At 64.1% G+C, this 12,947-nt stretch carries 13 protein-coding genes; 5 read left to right on the top strand and 8 right to left on the bottom strand.

The window, feature by feature from the left end; all coding sequences use genetic code 11:
- Positions 1-202: 202 nt before the first annotated feature.
- The 5 genes from msbA to BX592_RS16840 all read left to right on the top strand — a co-directional run bounded on the left by msbA (position 203) and on the right by BX592_RS16840 (position 7,395).
- Positions 203-1,996, top strand: coding sequence for a lipid A export permease/ATP-binding protein MsbA (msbA, locus tag BX592_RS16860; protein ID WP_134192966.1), 1,794 nt, complete (start codon positions 203-205; stop codon positions 1,994-1,996).
- Between the two features lie 60 nt (positions 1,997-2,056).
- Positions 2,057-3,142 (top strand): glycosyltransferase family 4 protein, encoded by a 1,086-nt coding sequence (locus BX592_RS16855; protein WP_134192965.1) that lies wholly within the window; start codon positions 2,057-2,059, stop codon positions 3,140-3,142.
- A gap of 432 nt (positions 3,143-3,574) precedes the next feature.
- Positions 3,575-4,705 (top strand): glycosyltransferase family 9 protein, encoded by a 1,131-nt coding sequence (locus BX592_RS16850; protein WP_134192964.1) that lies wholly within the window; start codon positions 3,575-3,577, stop codon positions 4,703-4,705.
- Positions 4,702-6,024: an O-antigen ligase family protein gene (locus BX592_RS16845; RefSeq protein WP_134192963.1), complete on the top strand. Its 1,323-nt coding sequence runs from the start codon at positions 4,702-4,704 to the stop codon at positions 6,022-6,024. Before BX592_RS16850 ends, BX592_RS16845 begins: the two co-directional genes overlap by 4 nt.
- Positions 6,025-6,087: 63 nt before the next feature.
- Entirely contained in the window at positions 6,088-7,395 is a 1,308-nt protein-coding gene (locus tag BX592_RS16840) for a glycosyltransferase (protein ID WP_134192962.1), read from the top strand.
- A gap of 46 nt (positions 7,396-7,441) precedes the next feature.
- On the opposite strand, the gene BX592_RS16835 is transcribed toward BX592_RS16840, so the two are convergent.
- From BX592_RS16835 to BX592_RS34860, 8 genes are all read right to left on the bottom strand, one after another.
- On the bottom strand, positions 7,442-7,753 hold the full coding sequence (locus tag BX592_RS16835; RefSeq protein WP_134192961.1) for a hypothetical protein: 312 nt from the start codon (positions 7,751-7,753) through the stop codon (positions 7,442-7,444).
- A 432-nt stretch (positions 7,754-8,185) separates the two neighbouring features.
- Positions 8,186-8,383, bottom strand: a complete 198-nt coding sequence (locus BX592_RS16830; protein WP_134192960.1) for a hypothetical protein — start codon at positions 8,381-8,383, stop codon at positions 8,186-8,188.
- Between the two features lie 156 nt (positions 8,384-8,539).
- A complete protein-coding gene (gene rng, locus BX592_RS16825; protein WP_134192959.1) occupies positions 8,540-10,021 on the bottom strand; it encodes a ribonuclease G in 1,482 nt (493 codons plus the stop codon).
- A gap of 9 nt (positions 10,022-10,030) precedes the next feature.
- Positions 10,031-10,660, bottom strand: coding sequence for a Maf family protein (locus BX592_RS16820; protein ID WP_134192958.1), 630 nt, complete (start codon positions 10,658-10,660; stop codon positions 10,031-10,033).
- Positions 10,661-10,929: 269 nt separating this feature from the next.
- Positions 10,930-11,400 (bottom strand): 23S rRNA (pseudouridine(1915)-N(3))-methyltransferase RlmH, encoded by a 471-nt coding sequence (rlmH, locus tag BX592_RS16815; protein WP_134192957.1) that lies wholly within the window; start codon positions 11,398-11,400, stop codon positions 10,930-10,932.
- 47 nt (positions 11,401-11,447) lie between these two features.
- A complete protein-coding gene (gene rsfS, locus BX592_RS16810) occupies positions 11,448-11,906 on the bottom strand; it encodes a ribosome silencing factor (RefSeq protein WP_134192956.1) in 459 nt (152 codons plus the stop codon).
- A 2-nt stretch (positions 11,907-11,908) separates the two neighbouring features.
- Positions 11,909-12,730: a nicotinate-nucleotide adenylyltransferase gene (locus BX592_RS16805; RefSeq protein ID WP_134192955.1), complete on the bottom strand. Its 822-nt coding sequence runs from the start codon at positions 12,728-12,730 to the stop codon at positions 11,909-11,911.
- A 137-nt stretch (positions 12,731-12,867) separates the two neighbouring features.
- Positions 12,868-12,947: coproporphyrinogen III oxidase (locus BX592_RS34860; protein WP_166676387.1), on the bottom strand; the 80-nt coding region annotated here is incomplete at its 5' end.

The raw sequence follows: 12,947 nt of genomic DNA, 5'->3' as shown, positions 1-12,947 counted from the left end.
TGAGCCTGGTTTGCGCCGGCCTGGCGAACCTGCTGGCCTCTGCGTCGCGCAAGTATACACAGCAGCGCGCCGCGCCAACCGGTGCCAGCCTCACGAAAACTGGAACGGAGTCGCCGACCCCGGCCGGTTTACAATGCTGTTTTTCTTTGCCGGCCCGCGTATTTCCGCCGCATCGCGCCGGCCAGCCCATTCTGAGGAAGTCTTGAGCGCTAAGCCTACGTTAAGCAAACCGATCGGATCCGGTCAGGCGTCGTCCGCCGTGATTGTCTGGCGCCGGATCTGGCCGTACCTGAAGCCGCTGTTCTGGGTGCTGGTCGGCGCGATCCTTGCGATGGCCGCGAGCGCCGCTACCGACGCCGCGATCCCGGCGTTGCTCAAGCCGCTGCTCGACCATGGGTTCGGCGCGCACGGCAGCGATCGTGCCAGGTGGTTCGTGCCGATGGCGATCATCGGTCTTGCGCTGGTGCGCAGCACCTCGCAGTACGCATCTGGTTATCTGCTTGCGTATGTGTCGAATCGCGTGCTGCTCGAGCTGCGGCTCAAGATGTTCAACCGGATGATCCACACGAGCGTCGCGTTCTTCCAGCGGGAGACCGCGAGCACGGTGATCAACGCGATCGTCTTCGAAGTGAACCAGATCCTGAACGTGCTGCTCGGCGTGCTGGTCACGCTGGTGCGCGACTCGCTGACGGTGCTGTTCCTGCTCGGCTATCTGTTCTATCTGAACTGGCGCCTGACGCTGATCGTCGCGGTGCTGCTGCCGACCATCGGCTGGCTGGTCGGCAAGATCAACCGGCGGCTGCGGCGCCTGAATCGCGAGCATCAGCTGCTCACCAACGAGCTGTCGTATATCGTCGAGGAGACGGTCGGCGGCTACAAGGTGGTGAAGGTGCACAACGGCGAACAGTACGAAATCGACCGTTTCACCGAGATGAGCAAGCGCCTGCGCGGCTACTCGATGCGCATGCAGGTGTCAGGCGGCCTTGCGCAGCCGCTCACGCAATTCCTCGCGTCGATCGCGCTCGCGGTGGTGGTGACGATCGCGGTCGTGCAGTCGACCTCCGATCAGACGACGGTCGGGGGCTTCGTTGCGTTCGTCACGTCGATGCTGCTGATCATCTCGCCGCTGAAGCATCTGATGGACGTCAACCAGCCGCTGCAGCGCGGGATGACTGCCGCGGAGCTGATCTTCGGGCTGATCGACGAACCGCCCGAGCCCGCCGGCGGCGGCCTGCCGCTCGAGCGCGCGAGCGGTGAAATCGAATTCCGCGATGTGTCGTTTGCCTATGGGTCGAGCGGTCCGATGCAGCGCCAGACGCTCGAGCAGGTGTCGTTCAGGATCGCGCCGGGAGAAATGGTCGCGCTCGCGGGTCCGTCCGGCAGCGGCAAGACGACGCTCGTGAACCTGTTGCCGCGCTTTTTCGATCCGTCCGGCGGTGAGATTCTGGTCGACGGCGTCGCGCTGCCCGAATACGGCATTCACGCGCTGCGCAGCCAGATCGCGATGGTGAGCCAGGACGTCGTGCTCTTCAACGATACGATCGCGAGCAACGTCGCGTACGGGCAGGCGCCGGATCGCGACAAGGTCGTCGCAGCGCTGCGCGCCGCCAACCTGTGGGATACCGTCGACGCGATGCCGATGGGCATCGATACGCTGATCGGCGACAACGGGATGATGTTGTCCGGCGGCCAGCGCCAGCGTCTCGCGATTGCACGCGCGATCTACAAGGATGCGCCGATCCTGATCCTCGACGAAGCCACGTCAGCGCTCGATTCCGAATCCGAGCGCCATGTGCAGGCGGCGCTTGAGACGCTGATGAAGGGCCGTACGACGCTCGTGATCGCCCATCGGCTGTCGACTATCGAGCGCGCGGACCGGATCCTTGTGATGGAAGCCGGGCGTATCGTCGAGCGTGGCACGCACCGCGAACTGCTGCTGCACAATGGACTGTATGCGCATCTGCATCGCATCCAGTTCCAGCAGAACGCGGCTTAGTCCGAACCGCAACGTGACCCTCACTGTGCCCAGTCCATGCTTCAGCCTGCACGCCCGACCATGAAAATCGGCTTATCCAGCAACGCGCTGAAACATAGCGGCGGGCTCGAGCGCTATGCGATGGATCTCGTGCGCGGCTTTGTTGCGGCCGGCGTGACGCCGGCTTTTTTCGCGCGCCGTTTCGACAAATCGCTGCCGGAAACGTCGATGGTCGAGGCGCACCGGATCAACGTGTCGTTCCTGCCGGGCAAACTGCGCGACGGCTGGTTCTCGCGCCGGTTGCGCGCGGCACGGCGAGCGGCCGGCGTCGATGTACTGATCGGCTGCAACCGCGTCGACTCATCGGAGATCGCGATCTGCGGCGGTACGCACCTGGGCTTTCTGCGCGCGACGGGTAAGCGGCACAAGCGCTCGGACGTTCGACAGATTGCGCTCGAACGCCGCCAGTATGACAACGCGCAGTTGATCGTCGCGCATTCGCAGTTAATGCGCGACGAACTGCGCGAGTTGTATCGTGTGCCGGAGTCGAAAATCGAGGTGCTGTATCCGCCGGTCGACGATGCGCGATTTTCGCCGGTCGGTCTGGCGGAGCGCGCGGCATTGCGTCGCAAGTTCGGCTTTGCCGACCATGAAATCGTGTTGCTGTTTCCATCGAGCAGTCACCAACGCAAAGGGTTGTCGCTGATCGAGGCAGCACTGGATGGGGTCGACGGGTCGCTCGTGCTCGCGGTCGCCGGGCGTGCGCCGGAAAGCAGTCACCCGCGGGTCCGCTATATCGGCTACGTGAAAGACATCGAGGACGCGTACCGTGCCGCGGATTTTACGATTCTCGCGTCGAAGTACGAGCCGTTCGGTCTCGTCGGCATCGAATCGGTGATGTGCGGCACACCGGTCATCTTTCCGGCCACACTTGGCTGCTGTGCGGCGATCGCGCCGCACGCGAAACACGTGTTCGCACCGGATGACGTCGCCGACCTGCGCGCGACGCTCACGCGCATCGTGCGGCAGCGCGAGCAAGCGCCTTCGGCGATGCCCGCTCTGCCGGCGGAGTTGGCGCGCGGCGCCGTGCTGTATGACGCACGCGTCGCAAGCCATGTCGACGCATTGCTGCGCGCGGCGCAGCGCGTCGTCGTCGAGCGCCGGTAAGCGAGCCGACGGTGGCAAAGCCGTGTGCCGCGCGTCGTTGCTGCTCCGTTATAACCAGGTGACGCTCGCCGCGAGACCGCTCTCCACAAGCCGTCACAGCGCGTAAGGTCAGACCAGGCCGATGCGCGCGCGGAGGTTGGCGCGCGAGGTCGCATGCTATGATCGTCGCTCGAGTTTCGGTCTGCGTTCCTGTCTGTCTCCAGCGAATTTTACGTTGAGATTTCGCTTCGCTTCCAGAGTCGACGGGCCCGCCGGGCGTCGAAGCTCACTGTAATGGTGTGCCGACTTTTTGGGATATGCCCCGGTCACCCGGCGCGTGAAGCGATCGTCAAGAAGCGAACCGCCGGGGAAATTAAGTACGGGGAATGCGCCTTCTTGCCGGATGACGGCTCACAGCAAGATCACAGGCGGGATGAATTCGCCGATGACCCAATGAGTCGATTAGCTGGACGTATTCGAATTTTCGCTCGCGCGTTACCGCGGCTCCTTGCGATGCCGCTGCGCCGCAAGCCGTTGCATCCGCGACGGATTTTGATTGCACATCATCTGCTGCTGGGCGATACGCTGCTGCTTACGCCGCTGTTGGCGAAGCTGCGCGCACACTATCCGCACGCGGATATTGTGCTTGCGTGTCCGAAAGCGATTGTGCCGCTGTATGCGGGCCGGCCGTTCGATGTGAACGTATTGCCGTTCGATCCGCGCGATGCCGCGACCGTGCGTGGCGTGCTGCGTTCGGGGCCGTACGATCTGGGCTTCGTCGCCGGCGATAACCGTTTTAGCTGGCTTGCACTCGCTGCCGATTGCCGCTGGATCATCGCGCATGCGCATGACGCGCCCGCATGGAAGAACTGGCCGGTCGACGAAGCGGTGCCGTATCCGGCCGCGCCGGCCGCATGGGCTGACCTGGCGGCCGATCTGGTGCCGGGCACGGCGCCGAGTGCCTATCATCCCGACGACTGGCCCGCGCCGGCGCACGTCACATTGCCTGATGCAGATCGGCTTGCGCAGCCTTACGTCGTGCTGCATCCGGGTGCGAGCACCGCGGTCAAGCGTTGGCCCGACGCTCGCTGGCTGGAGGTTGCGCGCTATGTCGAATCGCTCGGTTATCTGCCTGTTTGGAGCGGCGGCCCCGGCGAGGTCGATCTGATCCGCGCAATCGACCCCGATCGACACCATCCGAACCTCGCCGGCCGGCTGGGTCTCGGCGAACTATGGCATCTGTTCGCCGGCGCGACAGCGGTGGTCTGTCCGGACACTGGCGTGGCGCATCTTGGCCGTCTGATCGGTGTGCCGACTGTCGCGCTGTTTGGTCCCGGCAATGCATCGATTCACGGTGCGGGCCGCTACTGGCGCAATGTGCCATTCGTCGCGGTGACGATTCCCGACATGCCGTGCCGCGACCAGCCCTACATTTTCCGTCGCAGGATCGAGTGGGTGCGGCGCTGCGATCGTAGCTCGACGACCTGCGTGGCGTGGCATGGAGACCACGCCGACTGCATGGGCCGGCTGTCCGGCGCCGCGGTATGCGATGCGCTACACACTGTTCTGGTGAAGGTGCAATGAGCGTTGCCGCGGCGCGTATCGAGCGTGCACTCTGGATCGCGTGTCCGGTTCTTCTGTTCGTCGTGATGTTCGCGCACATGACGGCGATCGTGTATATCGCGCTTGCACTGCTTGCGATCGGTACACTCGCGGCCGCGTGGTCCGCGTGGCGCGCGCGCGGTGCCAACGGCATGTACCAGGCCCGGCGCCCGAAGTGGCCGCTTGCGCTGCCGATCGCCGCGTGGGCTATCTGGACGCTGGCGTCGATCGGCTGGTCGTTTGCGCCGTCCGTCTCGCTGCATGCGTGGTTCGACGAAGTGTTTTACCCGCTCGTCGCGTTCTGGGCGTTCTGGCTGCTGGGTACGAAGAGTGCGCGTCCCGAGCGCCTCGTATTGTTCACGTGGCTTGCATGCGCGGCGCTCGTCGTGACAAGCGTGATCAACTGGGGGCATCTGCAGCCACCGACCGCCGAGACGTTTACGCTGCACTATTACGCGCGTGTCGGCCATACGAGCACGCTCGCGATCTTCGCGCTGACACTCTTCACCGGCCAGCTGCTGACGCAGCCGCGCTGGCGACTGGCAGGCGCGACCGGCATCGCGATGTGCCTGTTCATCGGTCTTGCGACGCTCAACCGGTTTTTCTGGCCCGCGGTCGCGGTGACGTTGCTGATCGCACTGTATCCGCTCTATCGGCGGCATCTGGTGCTAGCTGCGATATCGATCGCGATCATCGCGGTCGCGGGGCTCGGCACGCTCGAACTCAGTTCGCGGATGAGGATCGGCGAAGCGGCGGTGCAGGCGCCGCCGCGCAGCGCGCTGCAGATCGATGGCCACGCGATCTTTCTGCCGCGCGCATTGTCCGGTATCGACGATACGATGGCCGGCGATACGCGCCCGCGCCTGTGGGCGTTTTATACGTCGGCGGCGGAGTCTCACGCATGGTTCGGCATCGGTTTCGGTAAGCCGTTGCCCGGTCTCGCGTACCACAGCGTGATGCCTGACGCGCTGCTGAAGCTCGAACCGGTTGCGTTGACGCACGCGCACAACCTGTTCCTCAACACATGGCTTCAAACCGGCGTGATCGGGGTCGCGCTGCAGATCGCGTTGCTCGCGGCGCTCGTCGGGCGGTTCTGGCGATTGCGACAGATCAACCTGTGGTTATGCACCGCAGGAATTGCGCTTGTCGTTGGTATGATTGCGAAAAATTTCACGGATGATTTCATGTGGCAAACGACCATGCTCGCGTTCTGGTCGTTCGCTGGCCTGATGCTTGGCAGTGGCGAACGACGGCGCGACGCACGGATGCCAACGCCGCGCATGTCGCGCGACGTCGGCTGAGCCGGTTCACGGGCCGGCCGCACGGACACTGAGTGGCATGCACGGGAATGAGCTGAAAACGAGATGACCGACGACAACGTACGCGGTACGCGACATGACGGCGCGCCGCTCGGAACGCACGGGCAAGGTGGCGCCGATAGTGTAGAAGACGCGCCCGCGCGTCCGGTTCGTATCCTTTTTCATATCAACGATTTCGGCAAGGGCGGCACGGAAACATCGTTGCTGTCGTGGCTCAACGTTCTTGACCGGCGGCTCTTCACGCCGAGCGTGTCGGTCGGCTACCCTACTGACGACCTCGCGTTCTGGCTCGCCAGATCGATTCCGCCCGATGTCCAGGTGCATGTGCTCGCGCGGTCGAAATGGATGCATGCGCTGCATAACATCGCGCGGCGCCGCAAGATGGGCGCCGCGGAAAAGCTCGTGCACAAGGTGGTCAAATACGGTGCGGTCAGGCCGCTTGCCGCGCGCCGTTTTCGGGAGTTAGTGCGCGAGCACGATGTAATTTGCGATTTCGATTTCTCGTTGCGGCACCTCGCGGGGCACGGCGGCGTGCCGTGGTTCGGCGTGAGCCATTTCAGTCTGGCGACGCGGCTCTCGAGGAAGAGCCCGCGTTATATCGAGCGGCGCATCAGCCAGTTCCGCCGATACTCGGCAATCGCCGTGCTGACGCCCGATATGGAGCGCGAAGCGCGCCAGTTATTTAGCGCGCACCCGTTGCGGATCATGGAATTGCCGAACGTGATCGACGTCGATGCGATCCGCCGCGAAGCGCGCGCGCCGATCGACGACCGGCCGGCGGCGTCGTATATCGCCTCGGTCGCGCGTCTCGATGAGGGGCAGAAAGATCACGCGACGCTGCTGCGCGCGTATGCGCTGCTTCGCGAGTGCGCCCGGGTGGCACCCGATCTCGTGCTGATCGGCGAAGGTCCGGACCGCCCGCTGCTTGAACGGCTCGCGACGGAACTCGGCATCACCGCGCACGTGCATTTCATGGGATTTCGTGCGAACCCGTTCCCCTATGTCCGGCACGCGGAGATGCTGGTGTTGAGCAGCCGCTACGAAGGATTGCCGATGGTGTTGCGCGAAGCGATGGCCATCGGCACACCTGTGCTGTCAACCGATTGCCCGACTGGACCTCGCGATCTGCTCGATGGCGGCCGCGCCGGTTTGCTGGTGCCGGCGGGCGATGCGCATGCGCTTGCGCACGAGATGCAGCGTCTTCTGACCGACCGTGCCTTGCGCAAATCGTTGATCACTAACGGGCTGGCCAAGGCGGACACGTTCGCGCCGAACCACGCGAACCGCCGGATGCTGACGCTTGCGCGGATGCTATCGGCGAACCTCGACGCGGCGGGCCGACGTCGCGCGTGACCCAGTCGCGTGACCAGCGTCGCCAGTTGCGCGTCGCCGTCACCTGTCAAACGCCGCTCGTCACGAGCGATAACACCGACAGATCCGGATGCGTGCCGTCGACGACGCTGCGGCCGACCTGAACCGCCTCGTCGTGCGCGTCGCGCGGTGTCGCGAACACGTCTTCACCGTCGGCGTGAAACGGTACCGTATGGCCTGGCAGCGCGGGGTTCGCACCGGGATGACATACGTAACCGATATAGGTGTAGCGCGCGGGTGACGTGTCGCCCGGTCGCACGAGTTCCTTTGGACGCGTCGACACGTGAATCTCGAACCCTTCATAGTCGACCGATTCCCAGCGGACTTGATCGTCGGACATGGTGGCCTCGTTTTCTGCCGATGCCGCGCGTACGGCGCGGTAAGCCGCATCGTTTTGAGCATCGTCAAACGGGCCGGTCGCGGATGCGGCTGCCGTGTCGCTCGTGCTGGTGTGCGGACTCGCTAATGCCGATGCCGCACCCGTTCCCACAGATGTCGGCGCTCGAAGTGTCCCGGCGCTCTGCCGCGATACGAGTCGCGCCTGAATTGATGATGAACAACAAGAATGGCCGCGAAAGCGATCAGCGCTACTGCTATCACGACGCTTACCATTGACTCAGCCATGGCAGCCTCCGTTTCGTTTCGACCTCGTACAAAAAGTCTAGGTGATTCGCACAGCCCGCGCGCACGGTGACGGGTTTCGGGATCGGATCGTCTTATGTTACGTCTTGTAACATCTACAACGAATGTAACAAATCTTCCTGGTGTCGGGTTAGCGGCGATGCTCGTCGGCGAGCAGCGCTTCGAGTCCGAACAGCCATGCGATGCCAAGCGTGAGAAAACCGATCGGCGTCGGCTCAGGCGACGCGTCGGTGCGGCCGGCGGGCGCCGCGTATGACGTGAAGCGCGTGCCGAAGCCCGGCGTTTCGGCCGTGGAGTCATCGGCCAGTTCGATGCGGTCGGAATGCATGATGTTGTGTCAGGCGAGCAGTGTGGTATGCCGATAAAGCAAACCGCGTGCCATGCGCAAAAACCGACTCGCTTGCGATTCGCGCTGCTGCCCCGCGCGCTGACCCGGTTACGCGGTAACGGTGACGCAGCAACGCCGCGCATCCCGCGATGCAACCTACATCAGCACGATGTCGTACTGCTCCTGGCTCAGATTCGACTCCACCTGCAACGACACCGGTTTGCCGATGAAATCGATCAGCATCGCGAGATGCTGCGACTCTTCTTCGAGAAACAGATCGATCACCTGCTGCGACGCGACGACCCGGAACTCGCGAGGGTTGAACTGACGCGACTCGCGCAAAATTTCACGCAGCACGTCATAGCAAACGGTACGCGCGGTTTTCACCTGACCTTTGCCCTGACACACCGGGCAAGGCTCGCACAACACATGCGCAAGCGACTCGCGCGTGCGCTTGCGGGTCATCTCGACTAGCCCCAACTGCGAAAAGCCGTTCACGGTCACGCGCGTGCGATCGCGTGACAGTGCCTTCTTCAGTTCCGACAGCACCTGGTCGCGATGCTCGATGTTCTCCATATCGATGAAATCGATAATGATCACGCCGCCCAGATTGCGCAGCCGCAATTGACGCGCGATCGTATGCGCGGCTTCGAGGTTGGTCTTGAAGATCGTATCGTCGAAGTTGCGCGCGCCCACGTAGCCGCCGGTATTCACGTCGATCGTCGTCATCGCCTCGGTCTGGTCGATCACCAGATAGCCGCCCGATTTCAGGTCGACGCGCCGCGACAACGCACGCTGAATTTCCGTCTCGATGTTGTACAGGTCGAACAGCGGCCGCTCGCCTGGGTAGTGATGCAACTTCGCGAGCACCGCCGGCGTAAACTCTGTCGCGAACTCCGACAGCATCTGGAACGTTTCGCGCGAATCGACCTGAATGCGCGTGGTGTCGTCGTTGACGAAATCGCGCAGCACGCGCTGCGCGAGGTTCAGGTCCTGATACAGCAGGCTGGTCGGGGGCAAGCGCTGCGACTGCGATTGAATGGTGGCCCACGTCTTGCGCAAATACGCAACGTCGCCCGCGAGTTCTTCGCTGGTCGCGTCTTCGGCGATGGTTCGCACGATATAGCCGCCTTTCTCGTCGACCGGCAGCACCGACGTGAGCCGCGCGCGGATCGCTTCGCGTTCGGCTTCGCTCTCGATTTTCTGCGAGATGCCGATATGCGGTTCCTGCGGCAAATAGACGAGCGTGCGCCCGGCGATGCTGACTTGCGTCGACAGGCGCGCGCCCTTCGTGCCGATCGGATCCTTGACCACCTGCACCATCAGCGTCTGGCCTTCGAACACGATTTTTTCGATCGGCTGATGCGGCGCGCTTTGCTGCGTATCGCCCGCAATGCGACCGGCGATGCGCGGATGCCAGATATCGGCCACATGCAGGAACGCCGCGCGTTCGAGACCGATATCGATAAACGCCGACTGCATGCCCGGTAGCACGCGCACGACTTTGCCGAGATAGACATTGCCGACCCGCCCGCGCGACAGCGTGCGTTCGACATGAAGCTCCTGTACGGCACCTTGCTGGACCAACGCAACACGCGTCTCCTGCGGCGTGACGTTGATCAGGATTTCTTCGTTCATGGTTTTGTTCTAGAAGTCGATGCGCGCCGCGCGCAGTAGCGCAGCGGTCTCAAAGAGCGGCAAACCCATGATACCCGAATAGGACCCGTCGATATGTTCGATGAACTCGGCCGCGCGCCCCTGCACGCCATAGGCGCCGGCTTTGCCGAGCGGCTCTTTGCTTGCGACATAGCGCGTGAGCGCATCGGTCGTGGCAGCGGCGAAGCGCACGCGCGATGTCGAAAGGACGGCGGGCAGCGGCACACCGGATGCATCGACGACGGCCACCGCGGTGAGCACTTCGTGATCGCGGCCGGCGAGGCGTGTGAGCATCTCGAGCGCATCGCTCGCGTCGCGTGGCTTGCCGAGGATCGCGTCGTCGATCGTGACGGTTGTGTCGGCAACCAGAATCGGCGCCGCTGGCCGGCCGCTTGCGTCGAGGCGCTCGCGCGCGGCCTGTGCTTTCAGCACGCACACTCGCATCACGTAATCGTGCGCGCGCTCGCCGGGCAGTTCCGCTTCGAGCGCTTCGGCATCTTCGTCCGCGCGCGGCAGCAGCAGTTCGTAGCGCACGCCGAGTTGCTGCAACAACTCCTGGCGGCGCGGGCTCTGCGACGCGAGGTAAACGAACGGATACGAAACGTTAGACGGCGTCGGCATGAACGGATCCTGACAAACGGTTAAGAGGTATCAGCGGGGTATCCGCGGGAATAACAGACGGATTTAGCAGCGGGATTGACCAGCGATGGGATTTAACAGCGGTGTCAACCATGTGACCTGAACGACCACCGTGTGGATCGCCGCGACTTGCCGCCATCGCAACGCATTACAACAGATGCGCCGCCGGTCTGTCGCGGCCGGTGGACATCGTCGGCAAAGAAAGCGAATGACGACGCAAGCGTCGGCGTTGCGGCGCCGACCGCCGATGCTTACGCGCGATGGTACGGGTGATTCTGCGTAATCGTCCATGCGCGATACAGCTGTTCGGCGAGCAGCACGCGCACCATCGCATGCGGCAGCGTCAGGCTCGATAGCCGCAACAGCAGATCGGCACGCGCTTTCAGCGGGGGATCGAGCCCGTCCGCGCCGCCGATCAGGAACGCGACGTCGCGGCCATCCTGCTGCCAGCCGGGCAGCGCGCCGGCGAGCTGCATCGTGGTCCAGTCCTTGCCGCGCTCGTCGAGCGCGACGATGCGCGCGTTTTTCGGCAACGCCGCTTCGATGCGCTGCCGTTCGGCGGCCATTACGCTGTCGGCGGGGCGGCCGGACGAACGCTGCTCCGGTTTGATTTCGCGCAGTTCGATCCGCAGCTCAGGCGGCATGCGCTTCGCGTACTCGTCGAAGCCCGCGGCGATCCAGTCAGGCATCTTGTGGCCGACGGCGAGAATGTGCAGTTTCATGGTAAGCGGTGAAGGCGCCGCGGCACTGGCCCGCGCGCGCCGGACGATCAGCGGCGGCGCGCCGGCGCTTTTCGTGCAGGACGCGCGACCACCTCGTCTTCTTCGTCCTCGTCGAGCGGCTCGCTCGGACGCGCGCCGCTGAACGGTCCGAACGGGCTCGATTTCGCGAGCTTGATGCGCACCGGCTTGTCACCCCAGATTTCCTCGAGGTTGTAGTACTGGCGCAGCGCCGGCTGCAGGATATGCACGACCACGTCGCCGCAGTCGACCAGTACCCATTCGCCGATGTCCTCGCCTTCGGTGCTGATGATGTCGCCGCCTGACTCTTTCACCTTTTCGCGCACGCTGGATGCGAGCGCTTTCGTCTGCCGGTTCGACGTGCCGCTCGCGATGATCACGCGGTCGAACAGCTCGGTCAGGTGGCTGGTGTTGAACACCTTGATATCTTGTGCCTTGACGTCCTCGAGCGCGTCGACGATCGTGCGTTGCAGCTTGCGTATATCCATTTTTACGATTGGTAGAGGTGATGTTGAACAATATAGTCCCACACCGCGGCGGGAACCTGACTTTCCAGCGGGGTGTCGGGCAGGGTGCTTGAGCCCTTTGGGGCGACCTTGTTTTCGACCGGGTTTCCGACCCGCTGCCGCACCTGCGCGCGGATGTCGGTCGCCGACACATCCAATGCTAGCGTTGTATCGATCAGCAAATGGCCTGCCGGTGTCGCGCGCAGCACGTCGGCGCTGGCGACGCGCGCGGCGATCGCTGCGGCCACGGCGGGCGCCGCCGACGCCGGATCGAAGCCTGGCCGGGTTGCCGCGCAAATATGCGCATAGTCGAACAGGCGCTGCCAGTCGCGCCACGTGTCGAGACGCACCAGCTGGTCCGCGCCGATCAGCAGCGACAGCGATGCGTCGGCGCCTTCGCGCTCGCGCCAGCGCCGCAGCGTATCGACCGTGTAACTTGGGCCGTCATGTTCGATTTCGTCGGTCGCGACGGTGACCGCGACGCGCGGCAGGTTCAGCGCGCGGGCGGCGGCACGGGTCATCGCAAGACGATGCGGCGCCGCCGATACGCCGGCCTTCTGCCAGGGTTGCCCCGCCGGCAGCAGGATCAGCTCGGTGAGTTGCAGAACGTCCGCGAAGCGTTGTGCGAGCGCGAGGTGGCCGTTGTGGATCGGGTCGAATGTGCCGCCGAGCACGCCGACGCGGCGCGCGCGCGGTGAAACGGAGCGCGTGCCGGACGACGCTGAGGACGCAGCGGAAAGCAAACCAGATGATACAGCGGTCAACGAACCAGACGACGCAGCGGCGGACGACAAAGCGGAAGTCATAAGCGTGGCAGGGTGGGCGCCCGGATTGCGCGCGGATTCGTCTGTGATCGGGGCGGCCGGCCGGCTTGCCCGTGCGGCGCTTGCGGCGCGGTCCGTAGGTCGGTCCGCGCGGTGGTCCAGCACGCCATCGGTTTCATTCAGACCCATTCGCGCGGCACGAGGAAGTCGGTTTGCAGCCGCGCTTCGGGCGTGCCCGGCTCCGGCTGCCAGTCATAGC

The organism is Paraburkholderia rhizosphaerae (assembly GCF_004366595.1).
Lineage (GTDB): Bacteria > Pseudomonadota > Gammaproteobacteria > Burkholderiales > Burkholderiaceae > Paraburkholderia > Paraburkholderia rhizosphaerae.
Note: the sequence above shows the minus strand (reverse complement) of the source record. Positions and strands in the feature narration are given on the sequence as shown.

Excerpts from the sequence above, each read along its gene's own strand:
- BX592_RS16855 (WP_134192965.1), top strand. The coding sequence starts at position 2,057 with ATGAAAATCGGCTTATCCAGCAACGCGCTGAAACATAGCGGCGGGCTC.
- BX592_RS16850 (WP_134192964.1), top strand. The coding sequence starts at position 3,575 with ATGAGTCGATTAGCTGGACGTATTCGAATTTTCGCTCGCGCGTTACCG.
- BX592_RS16845 (WP_134192963.1), top strand. The coding sequence starts at position 4,702 with ATGAGCGTTGCCGCGGCGCGTATCGAGCGTGCACTCTGGATCGCGTGT.
- BX592_RS16840 (WP_134192962.1), top strand. The coding sequence starts at position 6,088 with ATGACCGACGACAACGTACGCGGTACGCGACATGACGGCGCGCCGCTC.
- BX592_RS16835 (WP_134192961.1), bottom strand. The coding sequence starts at position 7,753 with ATGTCCGACGATCAAGTCCGCTGGGAATCGGTCGACTATGAAGGGTTC.
- BX592_RS16830 (WP_134192960.1), bottom strand. The coding sequence starts at position 8,383 with ATGCATTCCGACCGCATCGAACTGGCCGATGACTCCACGGCCGAAACG.
- rng (WP_134192959.1), bottom strand. The coding sequence starts at position 10,021 with ATGAACGAAGAAATCCTGATCAACGTCACGCCGCAGGAGACGCGTGTT.
- BX592_RS16820 (WP_134192958.1), bottom strand. The coding sequence starts at position 10,660 with ATGCCGACGCCGTCTAACGTTTCGTATCCGTTCGTTTACCTCGCGTCG.
- rlmH (WP_134192957.1), bottom strand. The coding sequence starts at position 11,400 with ATGAAACTGCACATTCTCGCCGTCGGCCACAAGATGCCTGACTGGATC.
- rsfS (WP_134192956.1), bottom strand. The coding sequence starts at position 11,906 with ATGGATATACGCAAGCTGCAACGCACGATCGTCGACGCGCTCGAGGAC.
- BX592_RS16805 (WP_134192955.1), bottom strand. The coding sequence starts at position 12,730 with ATGACTTCCGCTTTGTCGTCCGCCGCTGCGTCGTCTGGTTCGTTGACC.